Here is a 17,245-nt window from a genome sequence, read left to right on the forward strand (position 1 = left end):
ACAATAATTACAGGCCGCACTTATCTTTGAAAATGAAAACACCGCAAAGTGTTTATAAACAAAAATCCCAGCTACTCTTGTAACTGGGACTATCGTAAAATCTGTCAACTTATATCAGGACGATTCATATTTTGAATTATACCTTAGATATTTTCAACCTCATGCCGGGCTGCAGAGCATTCTTTTTAAGGCCATTCAGTTGTTTGATGCTATCTGTAGTAGATTCAAACTTTTCAGCGAGGGCACCCAGGGTATCGCCTTTTTTAACTTTGTAGGTCAGGTATCTTGGCGTTTCCTTTTCGGCGACCACCTTTTTAGTGGCCACTATATTCTGGCTAAGCTTAAGTTTTTTACCGGCCAATACTTTGGCGGTCTTCAAACCATTCCAGGCGCGTAGGTCCTGTACCTCTACGCCGTAGCGGTCGGCTATATCTTCAAGCGTCTCTTTCTTTTTAACGATGTGGAAGGCCGGGCGCTCAGCCGGGCGATGATCGGCGGCATTCACGGCCATGTAAGTTGCAGACGGTAACGCTGCCGGGGCAACAACACCATCGGTATTTAAAAAGTCGTACAGGGCGCTGTATTTAGCGGCGGGTAACTGCGGGATGATCAGCCTGCGCGGAACGGTCGGTGTGCCATGCACCACGCCGCGTTTGTAAGCCGGGTTAAGTATGGCCAGCTCTTTAATATCTACCTGCAATTGCGTAGCCAGGCTATTCAGCGATACCATTTTGTTCACCATCACCGTATCGGTATTAATGCCAAAGGCACAAGCCTGCTCTACAATGTTGTGGTTATTAAAATAGGTCATCACGTATGATGCTGCTATAAATTTAGGTACGTAGCCACGGGTCTCGGCCGGAAGGAAGCCACGGATCGCCCAAAAATCGGCCGCGCCTCCGGCTTTGTCTATAGCGCGTTCTACACTGCTGGTGCCGCAATTGTAAGCGGCAATGGCCAGTAGCCAGTCGCCAAATTCCTGATAAGCATTTTTAATGTAGGCGGCAGCGGCATAGCTGGCCTGTATCGGGTCTTTACGCTCGTCTATATAATCGTCAACATGCAGTCCGTAGCCTTTACCGGTAGCATACATAAACTGCCACGGGCCGGTGGCGCCAACGCGCGATACGGCATGCGGATTAAGTTCTGATTCTACGATCGACAAAAACTTGATCTCTTCAGGGATACCGGCCTCGCGGAAGGCTTTCTCGTAAATTGGGAAGTAGTATTTTGACAGACCCAACAGGCGACCGATATCAGCCTTGCGGTTCGTATAGCTGTCGATGTAGGCTTGCACATACTCATTATAATCCAGCGGGATATCTTTTTGGATAGAGTCCAAACGTACTTTAAACATGCGCTGGTAAGCGGTAAAAGCCAGATCTACCTGTTCTTTTACAATGGTGTCCTTAGCAAAACTAAAGTTGAAGGTGCGGGCGGCGAGGAGGGTGTGTGATAATGTAAGGAAAGTTACAAGCGTAAGTAGTCTCTTCATTACAAGTAATTTTGTTTACACGATGTTATAATGTGCTGTTTACGAAGCTACTAAGGTAGCTTAATTTGTAGTTAAGTTCAAAAAATATTCAGAAAATTCCAGCAGCTCTTTCTCGGCGTACTGTTTGGTCAGCAGTTGTAACCCTAACGGCAGGCCCTGGCTATTATTGCCCGCCGGTAACGAAATAGCCGGCACACCCGCCAAAGATGCCTGTACGGTAAAAATATCGTGCAGGTAACTTACCACCGGGTCCTTTTCTTCTTTGCCTATGGCAAAAGCCGGTTCGGGCGCGGTCGGCACCATGATCAAGTCGTATTGCTGCAATATTTCGTTGGTTTTATCGCGGATCAGTCGGCGTACTTTTTGGGCTTTGGCGTAGTAGGCATCGTAATAACCCGCGCTTAACACGAAAGTGCCCAGCATAATGCGGCGCTTAACCTCCTTACCAAAACCTTCGGACCGCGACAGTTTGTAAGTGCTTTGCAGGTCGGTAGCGTTGGGGCTGCGGTAACCGTAGTGCACACCATCGTAACGCTGCAGGTTGCTTGATGCTTCGGCTGTGGCTAATACGTAGTAAGTAGGCACCAGATAGTCCAGATATTCAAAAGACACCGGCTCTACGGTGTGGCCTTCGGCTTTTAGTTTGGCTATGTTGTCGGTCAGCATTTGCTTCACTTCGGGGTCGGTACCCTCACTATCCAATGCTTCTTGCAGATAAGCTATTTTTTTTGCCCCTGTAGATGGCTTTAGTTCGCCCTGGGGTTGATATGGTTGTTGGATAGCGGTCCCATCATAATTATCCGGACCGGCCATTACATCTAATAACAAAGCCGCATCGCTCACCGAATTGGTGATCGGCCCTACCTGATCGAACGATGACGCGTAAGCGATAATGCCATGGCGAGATATGCGCCCGTAAGTTGGCTTAAGACCGATAGCCCCGCAAAATGCAGCAGGCTGACGAACAGAACCACCGGTATCGGTACCGATAGCCGCGTGGCACATACCTGCCTGTACAGCGACCGCCGAACCACCTGATGAGCCACCCGAAACACGGGTCTCGTCAGCAAAGTTCTTCACAGGACCGAAATACGAATTTTCGTTAGCGCCGCCCATGGCAAACTCGTCGCAATTGCAACGGCCTATGATCACGGCGTCCTCGGCCAGTAAACGTTCTACAATAGTTGAGGAGAAGATGGCGGTAAAGCCATCGAGTATTTTGGATGAGGCGGATACTTTGTGCCCCTTATAGCTGATGTTATCTTTAATGCCAATAACCATGCCCGCCAGTTTACCGGCGGTGCCGGCATGCAGTTTAGCATCTACGGCTTTGGCTTGCTCCAAGGCTTCGGCTGCAAATACCTCGTTAAAGGCATTCAGGTGGGCAAACTGATCTATACGGTTAAGGTAACCGTTAACTAAACTTTCAACCGTAACATCGCCGTTGGTGATCGCGGCGCGAATATCGACCAAAGAGGTATAGTTTTTTACCATAGCCGCTAAAATAAAAAAACTTATCCGTTGACAAAGGAAATTATCAACGGATAAGTCAAAATACGTTCACAGCACCATGTAAATGCTGCGTAAATATCAATGTCGCCTAAAGCAACAACGCGCTACTTAATTACTCGGCTTTGTTAGAGCTTGATGTAGTAGTAGTGTTGTCGGTACTTTGCGCGTCTTTAAATTCTTTTACGCCTTTGCCCAGGCCACGCATTAATTCAGGAATTTTTTTACCGCCGAACAGTAATAAAATTACAATGATGATCAAAATGATCTCTTGTGCGCCAAATCCACCCATGGTTTCTACTTTTTATGTTTAATTAATATTTTATTACTCTTTTGCGAGGTTTATCTTCTGCGGCTCTGCCTCTTCGGTCTCTTCTGCCCTGCCTTCGCCGGTCTTTTCTTCCATCATCGCTACCAGGTGCCCGTTCTCGTCATAATGCATGGGCGTACCATCGCTATCATAAGTAAGCGGGGTCTCGCTAAAGGTCATGGCACCCGCTACAGGCGAGGTATCTATTAACGGTTTACTTTCGTCGTTATTATCTGCCTTATGTTCGGGCAATTCGGCCGGTTTTTCGGCTACGGTCTCTTTCTTTTCGTCGTAGTTGTTGATCTGGTTATTGATCTCGCGCTTCACATCGTCTGATGCATCTTTAAAATCGCGGATACCCTTACCCAGGGTCTTAGCTAAACCGGGCAATTTATCGCCGCCAAAAAGCAGCAGCGCAACAAACATGATCAATACCAGTTCACCACCACCCATATTCAAAAATCCGAAGATCGCGCCTAACATATTGATCAGAATTAATTTACAAATATAAACATTTTAAAAGCACCGCGGCTAATTTTTAATTCGCCAGCCAAGGTGCCGGGTTAATAGGCGTACCGCCTTTCCAAATACCAAAGTTGATGATGGCTAAACCTGTAGAGTTATCGGTATCTACAGTACCTATCGATTGCTTGGTGGTCACCTTTTGCCCCACCGACACACTTACCGATCTTAAGTTTTGGTAACAGCTAAAATACTCACCATGCTTAATGATCACCAGGAAACTGCTCCCGATCGGTGATACGGTGCGCACTTCGCCATTGAAAACAGCCCGCACCCCGGCACCCGGACTGGTCTTTATTTCTAAGCCGCTATTTTCGCTATGGATACCAGCCTCTACATACGGGCCAAATCCGCGGATGATACCACCGCTGTTGGCTATCGGCCATGGCAAGTTACCTTTACTACCTAAAAAGTCGCTTGATAAACGGGCCGATTCTGGTGTGGCATTCAATACCTCGGACGTGCTCGACGACTTGGTGATCTTTTTCACAGTAGACGGTTCTACCGCACGGCCTTCGGCTTTAGCTTTAGCAGCCTCGGCAGCGGCACGGCGGCGCTCTTCCTCTTCGGCTTTGCGGCGGGCCTCTTCTATCTCGCGCCTGATGGTACGCTCTATCAGGGCGTTCATGGCGCGTAGGTTACGTTGTTTTTCTTGTTGCTGTTGTTTTAACTGGCCTTGTTGTTTGGACAGTTGGGATATCACCTGCACCTCGTTATTACGATCCTTATTCAGGGTGGTGCGTTCTTTCTCCTGGTCTTTCAGCAGATCGCTTTTATCTTTTTTAGTGCGGTCAAGCTCGTTTATCTTCACATGCAATTCATCCTGCGTACCACGGATCGATGCCGCCTGGCGTTCGCGATAGGTGCCGAACTGCTGCAAATAGGTCATGCGCTTATAGGCCTGATTAAAATTCTCGGCCGAGAAGATGAATGATAGCTTGTTATAGGAACTTTGGTTGTGGTACGCGAACAAAATCATCGAAGCATACTCCTTCTTCAGCTGATCCAGCTGGCCCTGCAAAGTTTTTACCGAATGGTTGTTCTGCTGTATCTGGTTATCCAGCGCGCCTATCTCCGAACTGATGGTCTTGATCTTGCTCTCACGCAAACTGATCTGCGCCTTGATCAGGCTTAATTGCTTTAGGTTGGCCTTTTTATTGGCCATGGTCTCTTCCAGTTCGCGATTCAATTTTTCCAGTTCCTGGTTCAATTGATCGCGCTTGCGCTTTAGCTCCCCGCTCGATTGGCCGAACGCCGTAGCTGCCGCTATCAAAAAGCAAATTGTAAAAAGGCCTGTTTTAAAAAACTTCATTAAGTCAAATATTTTCAGTTGGCAGCTTTGTAGCTGTCGGGTATGCTAAATGGTGTATCGATCGGTTTATCAAATTCGGCGTTGGTGTAACGCATGTTGATCTTGATATTCTTTTTATCCGCCGTCGATGTGATATCTATCTGCGACGGGATCACCCGGCCATCAGCCTGAATGAACGCACCGTTAATCACCTGCAAAGTTAAGGCAGCTAAGTTATTGGTCAAATTACTTTGGCTCACTTTATAATCGGCCCCGATATTTAATTTGTAGCCGATATCTCCCAACTGACCGTTGAGTAAAGTATTAGCGCCATCTTCGCTCATAGATACGCCATCATGCAAAAGCTCTGGCATAGCATTTCCTATCAGTAAGGCCTGTAACGTTTTAAAGTTCACCTGCTTGCCGCCGTATTGATGCACATAGCTGAATGGCTTTTTCATGTACAGGCCTTGCAGTTTATTCAGCACAATAATGCTATCCGGGGTGATCAGCGCGCGGGCAACCTCAATGTTCACCAGGATCTGCGTCACTACCGATACCCATATCTTTTTGTCCCTGTCTATACGGATGGTGAGCGTAACATCGTTATCGTCGCCGTCAATATCTAAACGGGCTTTAGCCTTGCCGTTAAACGTATTAAAGTTTACCTGCCGCTCGCGTATGGCTATCAATTTGGCATTGGTGCTTGGCGCGGCTTTCACCGTCACCGGTTCTTTTACCGCTTCGCGGTTCACCAATACTTGTTTTTTGGCTTTACAACCCGCAAGGGCTACAAAGCTGCAAAATATGATCGTTGTTATCTTATTCAATGTACTTCCTCTCGTTGATCTTGCGGTCCAAAACCGGCGATGTTGCGCCACCTTGTTTCGCTTTTTTCCAATTATCCACCGCGGCATTGGTATCGCCCAGATGGAACATGATGTCGCCAAAGTGCTCTACCTGGGTAGCGCTATCCTTGTTGTGCGATATAGCCTTCAATATCCAAACCTTTGCCTCAGCATACTTTTTTTGCTTGAACAAGATCCAGGCATAAGTATCCTCGAACGATGCCGTGTTGGGCTGTAACTCGGTCGATCGTTTCGACATGGTCGCTGCCTTATCCAAACGCTCGCCGCGCAGGCTTAAATAATAAGCGTAGTTATTTAACGTATAAGAGTTGTCGGGATTGTGCAGTAGAGACTTATCATACGACTCATCCGACTTAGCATGGTCGCCTTGAGCATGGTAGGCATCGCCCAAAGCCGAAAAAGCTTGCGACAGCAATTCCTTATCCTGAAACTCTAACGTAGTGGCATTTTTAGCATAGCTGATGGCCTTGGGGTAGTTCTTTTTTTGCAGATAGGCTACGCCAACCAAATAGTTCATCCAGGCTTGATTAGGGAATAGGGACAAAGCATTCTGCCCGTCTTTAATGGCTGCGTCAAGATCATTCTCGCCAAGGTCTAATCTTACTAACTGTTCCTGTACGGCGTACGACTGGTCATCTAACTGGATAGATTTTTGGAAAGATGCCCTCGCCTCTTTCAGCTTGTTGCTTTGCGCCAGCATATCGCCATAAATGGCAAATGACTTTGGGTTGCTTGGGTGAGCGATGGTCAGCAAGCGGCTTAATTCCAATGCACTCGCCTTAGCATCCGGATCTGGGAACTTGGGCAGATAACCCATAATGATCCTCAGCTTTTGATCGATATCCAGGTCCTGAACAGCGAATGCTTTTTCCAGGTGCTGATAACTTAGTTCGGCATTCTTTTTATCACGGTAGACATCCGCCAAGGCTAAATGGACCATCCCGTTGTTAGGATCCACTTTTTCGGCCTTTTGTAATATGGCCAAGCCTTTATCTTTATAATTGTTAGTGTTGTAAATCTCGCCCAGCAACAGGTAATATTTGATCTGGCCGGGGTTAGCGGCTATCATCGCCTCTATCTCCTCGGCCGACTTATCTACCTTGTTTTGCTTCAGGTATATCTTAGAACGTTGGCCTAACAGGTCATCAGTAGGGCCGGTAATGCTCTCTATTTTTTTGTAGACGGCCAAAGCTTCGTCATACCTTTTTTGAATAAAGTAGGCGTTGGCTTTATCAAAGTAATAATCGGGTTTATCGGGCGCGATACGTATCAGCTGGTTAAAAACATTTTCCAGTTTTACCAGGTCATTGGTCTTTTCGTAGCTGTCGGCCAGCGCTATCCAGTACCACTCGTTGTCTTTATTAATGGCAGTGGCACGTTCCAGCAGGCGGGTGGCCTCGGCATTATCCTTCTGCATCTTTTTAAGATTGGCCAGCTCGTACATGGCCGCATCGTTATTGGCATCGGTCTCTAAAACCTTACTGAACAACTGGGTAGCCAGCGGGAAATTCTCTACCACTTTCTCGTGCAGGGCCGAGTAAAAGATGCTCTTCACCATCACGCTGTCTAACGACTTCATGGGTTTGCCGGTCGCAGCGGCATCTTTAGCCGGCTTTTGTGCCAGGGCCAGTGCCGGTGATAATACCAAACCAAAAAGTACAGCGCGTTTAAACATTATTATTAGTTTATTATCCGGTAACGTGACGGGAGCCATTAAAGACTATCGTTTAAGAAAGATAGCCTTTAATTGTTTGCCTTCCAGCCACAAAGTGCCGCCCGCAAATAGTATCAGCAGGGCATTACCCACAAATATATTACGATCGAACACATAGAACGATAAAATAACGAGGATAATTGATGTAACAATATAAGCGAGGTTCGTTTTTACATTATATGGGATAGGGTAATTTTTTTGCCCCCAGATGTAGGATAAGATCATCATGGTGGAATAGGCCAACAGAGATACGTAAGCTGATGCCATGTAGCTGTATTCGGGGATGAAGATATAGTTAAGGACCACCGTTAAAACAGCGCCGATGCCGGATATGTAAAGGCCATATTTTGTCTGATCTGAAAGTTTATACCAAACTGAAAGATTCATGTAAATACCGAGGCTTAGATAACCGAACAGCAGCGGTGGCACCACTCCTAAACCGGCCCAATAGGGATTAGCGACCATGACGCCGGCTTTATTTCGGATCATCTCTTTATCGACAATGATAGTTGCCAGGATATCGATATTAGCCACAAGACCTACGCAGATCACCGATATCATGATGACAAAGTAGGTCATGATGCGGGAGTAAGTATCGCCGGCATTTTTATTTTTTGCCTGACTGAAAAAGAAAGGCTCGGCACCCAAACGAAACGCCTGTACAAAAATACTTAGGAACAACGCTATCTTGGCGCACATTCCGTAAACTCCCGCCTGCTGATCACTGATTCCGGGCGGAAGGAGTTGTTTCAGCATGGCCTTATCTAAAGTCTCGTTAATGATGAAAGATATGTTGGCGATCAATACCGGCCAGCTATATAAGAACATCTCCTTAAATAGCTTATTGTCGAAACGGATCGTAATCTTCAGGATCTCTGGCAGCAGCAGCAAAACAGTGAACACGCTGGCGATTGCGTTAGACAGAAAAGCGTAACCTACCCACATAGGCGTGTACCAGTCTTTGAACCAATCGGCACCGATCCATTGATGCGCGATGATACGCGGGATAACGAACAGGAAAAAAACGTTGCATAAAACAACAATACCGATGTTAAGACATTTGATCACACTATACTTCATCGGTCGCCCGTCTGCACGGAGCTTGGCAAATGGGATGACACAGATCGCATCGGCTATCAATATCACCAGCAAGCATTTAAAATAGAATTTGTAATTGACGATGTCGCTTTCTACCCCGGCCGTCATCGCCCTCACTAATTCATCGAAAAACAAGGTCGCGAAGGTCAAAAAAACAACGGACATGGCTATCACCGCGCCAAACGTATTGTTGTAAACTATTTGCTTATCATCTTCACGTTTTTGCAGATACCTAAAGAAGGTGGTCTCCATACCAAATGCCAGCACCGCGTTAATGATGGCTGCGTAGCTATACACTACGGTGAAAACCCCGTTGGCCGTGGCAGGTAACACCCGTGCATAGAACGGTGTCATTACAAAACCGATCATACGGGATATGATGGTAGTAAGCCCGTAGATGGCCGTTTGCCCGGCAAATTTTTTAGCGGTAGACAATGCTGATAATATTGATGTGGAACTCGATACTCCTCCCTTTAGGGAGGCCGGGAGGGTTTTTACAAACCTCTCCTCAATATCTCAAAATTACGATAGTTTTTTACTTCGCCCTCATGGCTTTCCAACGATTCGATTTGGGCATAGTCTGGGCCTTCATTAAAAAAGTCAAGGAAAAGTTCCAATATCGCCCCGTCGGCTTCGGCCTCAATGGCTACGCTGCCGTCTTTTTGGTTTTTGACAGTACCCATCACGCTGAGTTGGTTGGCCACCATTTTAGTGGCTTGCCTGAAGCCAACGCCTTGCACCTTGCCGGTTATGACGATATCAAGATGTTTGATCATATGGCAAATGTAGGGATTAATGTGGCTACGGTGAGCTATCTTTTTGCTTTTGCAGGGTACATCATGCTATACAGATAGTCGGCCGTGAACTGTGCCGATTCCAGCCAGCGTTTTTTAGCATGCGGACCTTCAAAAAGTGGATTGAAACTCTTCTGTAACTCGTGCGAGTAGCCCTCGTACACCTTTAGGGTGTTAGGGATCTTCAGCTTCTCGGCACGGTCATAAATATCCAGGCTGCCGTGCAGAGGCGCATCTTTATGACGGATAGGCACCAAACCATCTTCGCTACCATGGACGGCTATGATGGGTGTTTTAGCATTGCTAAGCCAATCTAAATTAAATATGGCACCCCAATAATTGATCACTGCAAAGATCGGTTGGTTGGGCATCCCTACGCGCTGGATCTCTTGGTCGGACAGATGCGCCATCCTGCCCAACTCGTTGTTTTTAGTGTAGGCAGCGTGCAAAGCCATCATCCCACCAGCAGAGTTGCCGCCGAGGACGATCTTATCAGGATCGATACCGTACTTAGCAGCGTTGTTACGGAAGTAGGCTATAGCCCGCTTGGCATCTTGCGTTGCGTAAAAGGTAGCTTTCATCAACGTATCAAAGTTAAAGAGCGGATTATGCTTGCTTAAGCGATAATTGATGGATACACAAACATAGCCGCGCTTAGCAAAGTCATCGGCCCAAACTTTTACACCTTTTGATGTTTTTGACCCAAACTTAAACCCGCCACCATGCATCCAGATCATCAGCGGGCGTTTTTTGGCAGTATCAACATTCGGTGTGTACAGATCGAACAGGTACGACTTTTTGTCGGCTTTCGGCGCACCTACAAAATACGTCAGGTCCTTTGTTACCGAGATATCGTTAAATATATGGTCCTTGTAACGATGCGTCACCTGAGCCGTTGCCGTATGTGCTATCGATATCGCAAAAAAGATCAGAAAAAGCTGTTTTAACATAACTGATATACGGTACAAGCGAGGGGGTGAGATGTTTGGTTTTTGGGTTATTCTTGTTATAGCCTTCGCAGTGGTTCAAGTCTTGCTTTCCCGATCGAGCGCAATGTCATTAAGTTAAGAAATAAAAGCTATCCGCCCCGTCGCCTGTGTCCCCACAGGCGACTATAGCTACCATCACGATCGGTCGTTTTTGGGGACACAAACGACGGGGCGAAAGTTTACAAAGGTTTACATTTTTCAAAATTCTCTTTTTTCAAATATCTGACTGTTAGGTATTTGCAAAAAGAGGAATATTTACATACGACGTTCTTAGTTACTGATCATTTTGCTCGTAAAATAATTAAATGACAACAAAAAAAGGCGCTCGATCTGAGCGCCTTAAAATTTATATCATCGGGTAAAAACCTTTCGCCTTTTACCTTTCAGCTTTAACCTGAATAATTACAACTTGCGTTTAACTTCTACGTTCTCGTAAGCTTCTACAATGTCGCCTACTTCAATGTTGTTGAAGTTCTGTATGTTCAGACCGCACTCGTAACCTGCGTTAACTTCTTTCACGTCGTCTTTATAACGTTTTAACGAAGCCAGTTCGCCGGTGTAAACAACTACACCATCACGTACGATACGGATCTTGCTGTTACGGGTGATCTTACCATCTAACACCATACAACCTGCAATGGTACCAACCTTAGTGATCTTGAAGGTCTCGCGGATCTCCACGTTAGCCACGATCTTCTCTTCGAACGTTGGTGCAAGCATGCCTTCCATCGCGTCGCGGATCTCGTTGATCGCGTCGTAAATGATCGAGTACAAGCGGATATCGATCTGCTCTTGCTCGGCCAGTTTACGCGCACCTCCCGAAGGACGTACCTGGAAACCGATGATGATCGCGTCTGATGCCGAAGCTAACAATACGTCCGACTCCGAGATCTGACCTACCGCTTTGGATATTACATTCACCTGGATCTGATCTGTTGACAGCTTCAGTAACGAATCTGACAAGGCCTCAATAGAACCATCCACGTCGCCCTTAACAATAATGTTAAGCTCCTTAAAGTTACCGATAGCCAAACGACGACCGATCTCATCCAGCGTAATGTGTTTCTGTGTACGTAAGCCCTGCTCGCGTTGTAATTGCAAACGCTTATTGGCTATCTCACGTGCTTCGACCTCATTCTCCAACGAGTTAAATTTATCACCTGCAGTTGGCGCACCCTGCATACCCAATACCTGTACCGGTATTGATGGGCCAACAGAGTTAACACGTTGTCCGCGGGCATCGGTAAGGGCCTTAACACGGCCGCTGTAACAACCTGCCAATATCGGGTCACCTACACTTAATGTACCTGCCTGTACCAGGATAGTAGTAACGATACCACGGCCTTTATCTAAAGCAGCCTCTATAACTGTACCAACGGCACGTTTATCAGGGTTAGCTTTAAGGTCAAGTATCTCGGCTTCAAGCAATACTTTTTCTAACAACAGATCGATATTCAAACCTTGTTTGGCTGATATCTCTTGTGTTTGGTATTTACCACCCCACTCTTCAACCAAAATATTCATGGCTGATAATTGCTCACGGATCTTATCCGCATTAGCACCCGGGCGATCCATTTTGTTAAAGGCGAAGATGATAGGGGCACCTGCAGCCTGCGCGTGGTTTATAGCCTCGCGGGTTTGCGGCATCACGCTGTCGTCAGCAGCGATAACGATAATAACAACGTCGGTAACCTGCGCACCACGTGCACGCATAGCTGTGAACGCCTCGTGACCCGGTGTATCCAGGAAGGTGATCTTACGATTTCCTGATACGGTCACGTCATAAGCACCAATGTGCTGGGTGATACCACCCGCCTCACCGGCAGTTACGTTGGTTTTACGGATAAAGTCCAACAATGAGGTTTTACCGTGATCGACGTGACCCATGATCGTAACGATCGGTGCACGAGCGACCAAAGATTCCGGAGCATCCGGCTCATCTAAGCTGGCTTCCTCATCTTGTGGTTTAACAAACTCTATTTCGTAACCGAACTCGTCGGCCACAATGGTCAGGGTCTCTGCATCCAAACGTTGATTGATGGATACGAACATGCCCAAACTCATACAAGTTGAGATAACCTGGGTAACCTGTACGTCCATCATCGACGCTAACTCGTTAGCGGTAACAAACTCGGTCACTTTCAGTACCCTCGACTGTAATTCTCTTTCTAATGCATCCTCTTCGGCCGATGCAGCTACGTCATCACGTTTTTGACGACGGAACTTGGCACGCTGAGCAAATTTACCCGACTTACCGGCACCGCTCAGGCGGGCCAATGTAGCCTTAATTTGATCTTGGATGTCTTTTTCTGTAGGTTCTTCCCTTGGCCCACCGCTTGGCGCGTTGGTTATCGGGGTACGGGTCCTAAAGTCAGGACGGCCCGGTGTATTAGTAGTTGGCCTGATGCCACCACCACCTTGACGGTTGCCTTGTCCGCCACCTTGGGGCCCACCTCCCTGGTTCCCGCCTTGCCCACCGCCACCTTGTTGGCCTGGTTGATTAGGGCCACCGCCTTCCTTACGCTTGCGTTTGCGTTTAGCATCCGCGCTGTTAGGGTTTGATGATGACGCTACCGGGTTGTTGCCACGGCGTTGCGGATCTACAGGTAATTGTATCTTACCAATAATGGTCGGTCCGCTCAGGCGTTGTGCCTGCGCGCGGATTACTTCATTGTCTTCTGCCGGTGCTTCCTCTACCGGTGCAGATGGTGCAGGAGCGGCTGGCGCAACTACAGCCTCAGGGGCTTTTGGTGCTTCAACAACCGGTGCAGGAGCCGGCTCAGGCGCTTTTGGCGCTTCAGCAACGGGCTCGGGTGCTTTTGGTGCTTCAACAACCGGTGCAGGAGTTGGCTCAGGCGCTTTTGGCGTTTCGGCTACAGGCTCCGATGCTTTTGGTGCCTCCACAACAGGCTCGGGCACTTTTGGCGCTATCGGCTCTGGTTTTGGTGTTTCAACAACAGCAGGTTTTTCTTCGACAGGTTTTTTACCAAGGTTATCCAGATCTATCTTACCTACAACGGTAACACCCGGTAAAGAAGCTTCTACCTTTGGCTCGGGCGCTTTAGGGCGCGGCGGCGGAGGTGTGCTTAAGCTTGCATTTTTGATCAGGATCTCGTCGTTATCATGATCACGGCCACGGTCGTTACCGAACGTTTTTGCCGGAGCAGGTTCAGCAGGAGCGTCCTCACGACGGATCTTGCCAATAACGATTTGCTTAGCTTCTTCCTTAATAATTTTGTCGGCAGCAAACTCCTTTAACAGGGCGGTGTACATGTCACTATCCAGCTTAGCCATCGGTTGCTTCTCAACCTTATAGCCTTTTCCAGCCAGAAAATCGACAATGGTACCCATACCAATGTTCAATTCCTTTACTGCTTTAATTAATTTTATTGACTTGTCTTCTGACATTTAATAGTTTTTGTCGTCTGTATTTTTGCAAAAATACGAAATTTTAGGCGCAACGGTTATTATTATTCAAACTCGGCCTGAAGTACAGATAACACATCCTTGATGGTCTCTTCTTCCAGGTCGGTCCGTTTAACTAATTCGCCAACGCTAAGGGCCAATACAGACTTAGCTGTATCCAAACCAATGCGTTTGAATTCGTCGATAACCCATCCTTCGATCTCGTCTGAAAACTCTTCGATATCCACGTCTTCCTCGTTCTCATCAGCCTCGCGGTAAACATCTATCTCATAACCGGTCAACTTACCGGCCAGTTTGATATTGTGACCACCACGACCTATGGCCAGTGATACCTGGTCAGGCTTTAGATAAACCGCCGCGGTCTTTTTGTCATCATCTAATTTAATAGAGGTGATCTTGGCCGGCGACAGGGCACGCTGGATATATAACTGAATATTGTTAGTAAAGTTTATCACATCGATATTCTCGTTCTTCAACTCGCGAACGATACCGTGGATACGTGAACCTTTCATACCTACGCAGGCACCTACCGGATCGATACGATCATCGTATGATTCTACGGCAACCTTTGCACGCTCGCCCGGCTCGCGAACGATCTTTTTAATGGTGATCAAACCATCAAATATCTCCGGAACTTCCTGCTCGAATAAACGCTGTAAGAACTCAGGCGCGGTACGCGAAATGATGATCTTAGGGTTGGTATTCATCATATCAACCTTGTGTACCACTGCTTTAACGTGATCGCCTTTTTTAAAGTAATCGGCCGGGATCTGCTCGGTCTTAGGTAAAAGCAACTCGTTACCTTCATCGTCAAGGATCAGGGTCTCTTTTTTCCAAACCTGATAAACCTCGCCGCTAACAACCTCGCCAACACGGTCTTTATATTTTTTAAATATCTCGTCTTTCTCTAATTCTAAAATTTTAGATACCAGGGTTTGGCGGGCAGCCAAAATAGCACGACGGCCAAAACTTTCTAAAGTGATCAGCTCTACATACTCGTCACCAACTTCCAGATCAGCATCCAGTGTTTTAGCTTCTGCTAATTCTATCTCCAGGTCATCGTCCTCGCTAAAGCCATCTTCCATAACAACGCGTGTGCGCCAGATCTCTAAGTCACCATTGTCGGTGTTCACGATCACGTCGCAATTTTCGTCGGTACCATATTTCTTTTTGATCATGCTCCTGAAAACGTCTTCAAGCACGCTCATCATGGTCGGGCGGTCGATGTTCTTAAAGTCTTTAAACTCCTGAAAAGACTCTATCAGATTGATACTGCTCATTTTATTTGAATGATATTAAAACTTTTATTTCACTTATCTGGTCCATCGGGATGGCTGTTTCTATCTCGGTAGCCTTTTTCCCTTTTTCTTTCAACGTTTCTACGATCACAATATCGCCGGGGTTCACTGCCGATAGTTTTCCTTCTTTTTTAGCACCGTCGGCCAATTTAACAGCAACCGTACGGCCAATGTTTTTGGTGTACTGGCGCACCAGCATCAGCGGTGTATCAATGCCGGGGGTAGATACTTCCAGGTTGTACGCCTCTTCTATCACGTTCTCCTCTTCCAGCTTAAAACCAACGTAGCGGCTTACCTGCGCGCACTCGTCAATACCGGCCCCGCGGTCGCCATCCAACAGCACAATGGCTTTGTTGCCGACCGGATTAAACTTTACATCCACCACAAAAATATCGGGGCGTTGTATCTCGGCTATCTTCTCTTCGGCCAGTTCTCTTATTCTTTTTTCGATATCCATAGTACTACCGCAAAAATTGTTCGGTAAATAAAAGAGGGGGCTATCAGCCCCCTCTCCCTCGTTGTATTATTTGCAAATATAATACGATCTGTTAAAAAAACCAAATGTTTAGATGATTTAGCTATGGTTAATACTTGAAGACCAACTCGGTATAAGGGGTTTTATTGGGTCTGCGGCCATCGGTCAGCGCGTTAACGCTCGTTAGCCCGTCATCAAAACGATAGAAGCGGGCAAAATAAATCGTGCCTTTAACAAAAGGGGTATCCGGCTTAAAACTGATACCGTTGCCAACCAATCGGTACTTCCCCGGTTGCAATGGCGCGGCCGACCGCAGCTCGGTATCGGCCGGCATTTTACATACCATCAACAGCGTTTGCCATGCTTGGGTACTTATGCTGTCGCTTTTTAGGCCGTAATTAGCTGCTTCAGGCAGGCCGGTGACGGTGATCTGCTGCTGTTGACGGTCCACACCAATGCTGACCTGGCTTTTATTGGCAGAATGACAAGCAGAAAAAAGGACAGTCGCGATCAACAAAAAGCGTTTCATTAACTAAAGGTATATAAAAATAACTTACAACATGGGTGGCCGACCCATTTTGCAATTAGGTGAACCAATACAAAACAATATCACCTTTTTGGCATTTACTTTGTGTTCAATATAACAGACACAAAAATAACTATGAAAACGATAAGACTTAAAGCAGCGACATTTGGTATCGCTATAGCAACCACTGCCTTGTTAGGCATGGGCTGTAACTCATTTACAAAAACACAAAAAGGCGCGGCAATTGGCGCAGGGGCTGGCGGCGTTGTCGGTGCATTTGTTGGTAAAGCCGCGGGTAACACCGCGTTAGGCGCAATTATAGGCGGCGCAGTAGGCGGTACAGCGGGTGCGCTGATCGGTAAAAATATGGATAAGCAAGCCGCCGAGATCAAAAACACGGTTCCGGGTGCTACAGTAATTCGCCAGGGCGAAGGTATTTTGGTGAAATTCGACTCGGGTATATTGTTCGACGTGGATAAGACCGGTTTAAAGGACGCGGCGAAAAGCAATTTGCAAAATCTGGCAAAATCTTTAGAGGCTAACCCACAGACCAACATTACGATCGTTGGCCATACGGACGACACCGGCAGCGACAGCCACAATATGGACCTGTCTATCCGCCGTGCCGAGGCTGTTAAAGCTTACATTGTTAGCGGCGGCGTTGCCACTTCACGTTTAACCACTAACGGTAAAGGCGAAAGCGAGCCAATTGCTGACAACACTACTGCAGATGGCCGTGTGCAGAACCGCCGTGTAGAGATAGCCATTGTAGCCAACGATCAAATGAAATCGACAGCTAAGGCGAGCGGCAACTAATACTTAGTGTATCCACATAAAATAGGGCGGGAGTTTATCACTTCCGCCTTTTTTGTGCCCAATTGTAAAAACCTATACATTACCCCTTGTCATCGCTGGTGCTTTAGCAGGGT

The 17,245-nt window shown here is 47.0% G+C and carries 15 protein-coding genes; 1 reads left to right on the forward strand and 14 read right to left on the reverse strand.

Annotation, left to right across the window (positions count from 1 at the left end; all coding sequences use genetic code 11):
* Positions 1–136: 136 nt before the first annotated feature.
* The 14 genes from IRJ16_RS15365 to IRJ16_RS15430 form a co-directional block, all read right to left on the reverse strand.
* Entirely contained in the window at positions 137–1,495 is a 1,359-nt protein-coding gene (locus tag IRJ16_RS15365) for a lytic transglycosylase domain-containing protein (protein WP_194112506.1), read from the reverse strand.
* Between the two features lie 60 nt (positions 1,496–1,555).
* Entirely contained in the window at positions 1,556–2,989 is a 1,434-nt protein-coding gene (gene gatA, locus IRJ16_RS15370) for an Asp-tRNA(Asn)/Glu-tRNA(Gln) amidotransferase subunit GatA (RefSeq protein WP_194112507.1), read from the reverse strand.
* Positions 2,990–3,119: 130 nt separating this feature from the next.
* On the reverse strand, positions 3,120–3,296 hold the full coding sequence (gene tatA, locus IRJ16_RS15375) for a twin-arginine translocase TatA/TatE family subunit (RefSeq protein ID WP_194112508.1): 177 nt from the start codon (positions 3,294–3,296) through the stop codon (positions 3,120–3,122).
* A 33-nt stretch (positions 3,297–3,329) separates the two neighbouring features.
* Positions 3,330–3,797, reverse strand: a complete 468-nt coding sequence (locus IRJ16_RS15380) for a Sec-independent protein translocase subunit TatA/TatB (protein WP_228080218.1) — start codon at positions 3,795–3,797, stop codon at positions 3,330–3,332.
* 55 nt (positions 3,798–3,852) lie between these two features.
* Positions 3,853–5,148 (reverse strand): murein hydrolase activator EnvC family protein, encoded by a 1,296-nt coding sequence (locus IRJ16_RS15385; protein ID WP_194112509.1) that lies wholly within the window; start codon positions 5,146–5,148, stop codon positions 3,853–3,855.
* A 14-nt stretch (positions 5,149–5,162) separates the two neighbouring features.
* Complete coding sequence (locus IRJ16_RS15390) at positions 5,163–5,957, reverse strand: DUF4292 domain-containing protein (protein WP_194112510.1); 795 nt, start codon at positions 5,955–5,957, stop codon at positions 5,163–5,165.
* A complete protein-coding gene (locus IRJ16_RS15395) occupies positions 5,950–7,671 on the reverse strand; it encodes a tetratricopeptide repeat protein (RefSeq protein WP_194112511.1) in 1,722 nt (573 codons plus the stop codon). Before IRJ16_RS15395 ends, IRJ16_RS15390 begins: the two co-directional genes overlap by 8 nt.
* A 45-nt stretch (positions 7,672–7,716) precedes the next feature.
* A complete protein-coding gene (locus tag IRJ16_RS15400) occupies positions 7,717–9,243 on the reverse strand; it encodes an oligosaccharide flippase family protein (protein ID WP_194112512.1) in 1,527 nt (508 codons plus the stop codon).
* A 59-nt stretch (positions 9,244–9,302) separates the two neighbouring features.
* Entirely contained in the window at positions 9,303–9,584 is a 282-nt protein-coding gene (locus IRJ16_RS15405) for an acylphosphatase (protein ID WP_228080220.1), read from the reverse strand.
* Between the two features lie 35 nt (positions 9,585–9,619).
* A complete protein-coding gene (locus IRJ16_RS15410) occupies positions 9,620–10,552 on the reverse strand; it encodes an alpha/beta hydrolase (protein ID WP_194112513.1) in 933 nt (310 codons plus the stop codon).
* A gap of 441 nt (positions 10,553–10,993) precedes the next feature.
* Positions 10,994–13,999: a translation initiation factor IF-2 gene (infB, locus tag IRJ16_RS15415; RefSeq protein WP_194112514.1), complete on the reverse strand. Its 3,006-nt coding sequence runs from the start codon at positions 13,997–13,999 to the stop codon at positions 10,994–10,996.
* 62 nt (positions 14,000–14,061) lie between these two features.
* Positions 14,062–15,297 (reverse strand): transcription termination factor NusA, encoded by a 1,236-nt coding sequence (gene nusA / locus IRJ16_RS15420; RefSeq protein WP_194112515.1) that lies wholly within the window; start codon positions 15,295–15,297, stop codon positions 14,062–14,064.
* Position 15,298: 1 nt separating this feature from the next.
* A complete protein-coding gene (locus tag IRJ16_RS15425; protein ID WP_194112516.1) occupies positions 15,299–15,772 on the reverse strand; it encodes a ribosome maturation factor RimP in 474 nt (157 codons plus the stop codon).
* A 127-nt stretch (positions 15,773–15,899) separates the two neighbouring features.
* On the reverse strand, positions 15,900–16,319 hold the full coding sequence (locus IRJ16_RS15430; RefSeq protein WP_194112517.1) for a hypothetical protein: 420 nt from the start codon (positions 16,317–16,319) through the stop codon (positions 15,900–15,902).
* Between the two features lie 132 nt (positions 16,320–16,451).
* On the opposite strand from IRJ16_RS15430, the gene IRJ16_RS15435 reads away from it, so the two are divergent.
* Positions 16,452–17,132, forward strand: a complete 681-nt coding sequence (locus tag IRJ16_RS15435; RefSeq protein ID WP_194112518.1) for an OmpA family protein — start codon at positions 16,452–16,454, stop codon at positions 17,130–17,132.
* Positions 17,133–17,245: the final 113 nt, after the last annotated feature.

The sequence above is a fragment of the Mucilaginibacter myungsuensis genome, assembly GCF_015222005.1.
In the GTDB taxonomy this organism is placed as follows: domain Bacteria; phylum Bacteroidota; class Bacteroidia; order Sphingobacteriales; family Sphingobacteriaceae; genus Mucilaginibacter; species Mucilaginibacter myungsuensis.

Coding starts and splice junctions, on each gene's coding strand:
- IRJ16_RS15380 (WP_228080218.1), bottom strand. CDS start 3,797: ATGTTAGGCGCGATCTTCGGATTTTTGAATATGGGTGGTGGTGAACTG.
- IRJ16_RS15395 (WP_194112511.1), bottom strand. CDS start 7,671: ATGTTTAAACGCGCTGTACTTTTTGGTTTGGTATTATCACCGGCACTG.
- IRJ16_RS15425 (WP_194112516.1), bottom strand. CDS start 15,772: ATGGATATCGAAAAAAGAATAAGAGAACTGGCCGAAGAGAAGATAGCC.
- nusA (WP_194112515.1), bottom strand. CDS start 15,297: ATGAGCAGTATCAATCTGATAGAGTCTTTTCAGGAGTTTAAAGACTTT.
- gatA (WP_194112507.1), bottom strand. CDS start 2,989: ATGGTAAAAAACTATACCTCTTTGGTCGATATTCGCGCCGCGATCACC.
- tatA (WP_194112508.1), bottom strand. CDS start 3,296: ATGGGTGGATTTGGCGCACAAGAGATCATTTTGATCATCATTGTAATT.
- IRJ16_RS15435 (WP_194112518.1), top strand. CDS start 16,452: ATGAAAACGATAAGACTTAAAGCAGCGACATTTGGTATCGCTATAGCA.
- IRJ16_RS15430 (WP_194112517.1), bottom strand. CDS start 16,319: ATGAAACGCTTTTTGTTGATCGCGACTGTCCTTTTTTCTGCTTGTCAT.
- infB (WP_194112514.1), bottom strand. CDS start 13,999: ATGTCAGAAGACAAGTCAATAAAATTAATTAAAGCAGTAAAGGAATTG.
- IRJ16_RS15410 (WP_194112513.1), bottom strand. CDS start 10,552: ATGTTAAAACAGCTTTTTCTGATCTTTTTTGCGATATCGATAGCACAT.
- IRJ16_RS15405 (WP_228080220.1), bottom strand. CDS start 9,584: ATGATCAAACATCTTGATATCGTCATAACCGGCAAGGTGCAAGGCGTT.
- IRJ16_RS15385 (WP_194112509.1), bottom strand. CDS start 5,148: ATGAAGTTTTTTAAAACAGGCCTTTTTACAATTTGCTTTTTGATAGCG.
- IRJ16_RS15365 (WP_194112506.1), bottom strand. CDS start 1,495: ATGAAGAGACTACTTACGCTTGTAACTTTCCTTACATTATCACACACC.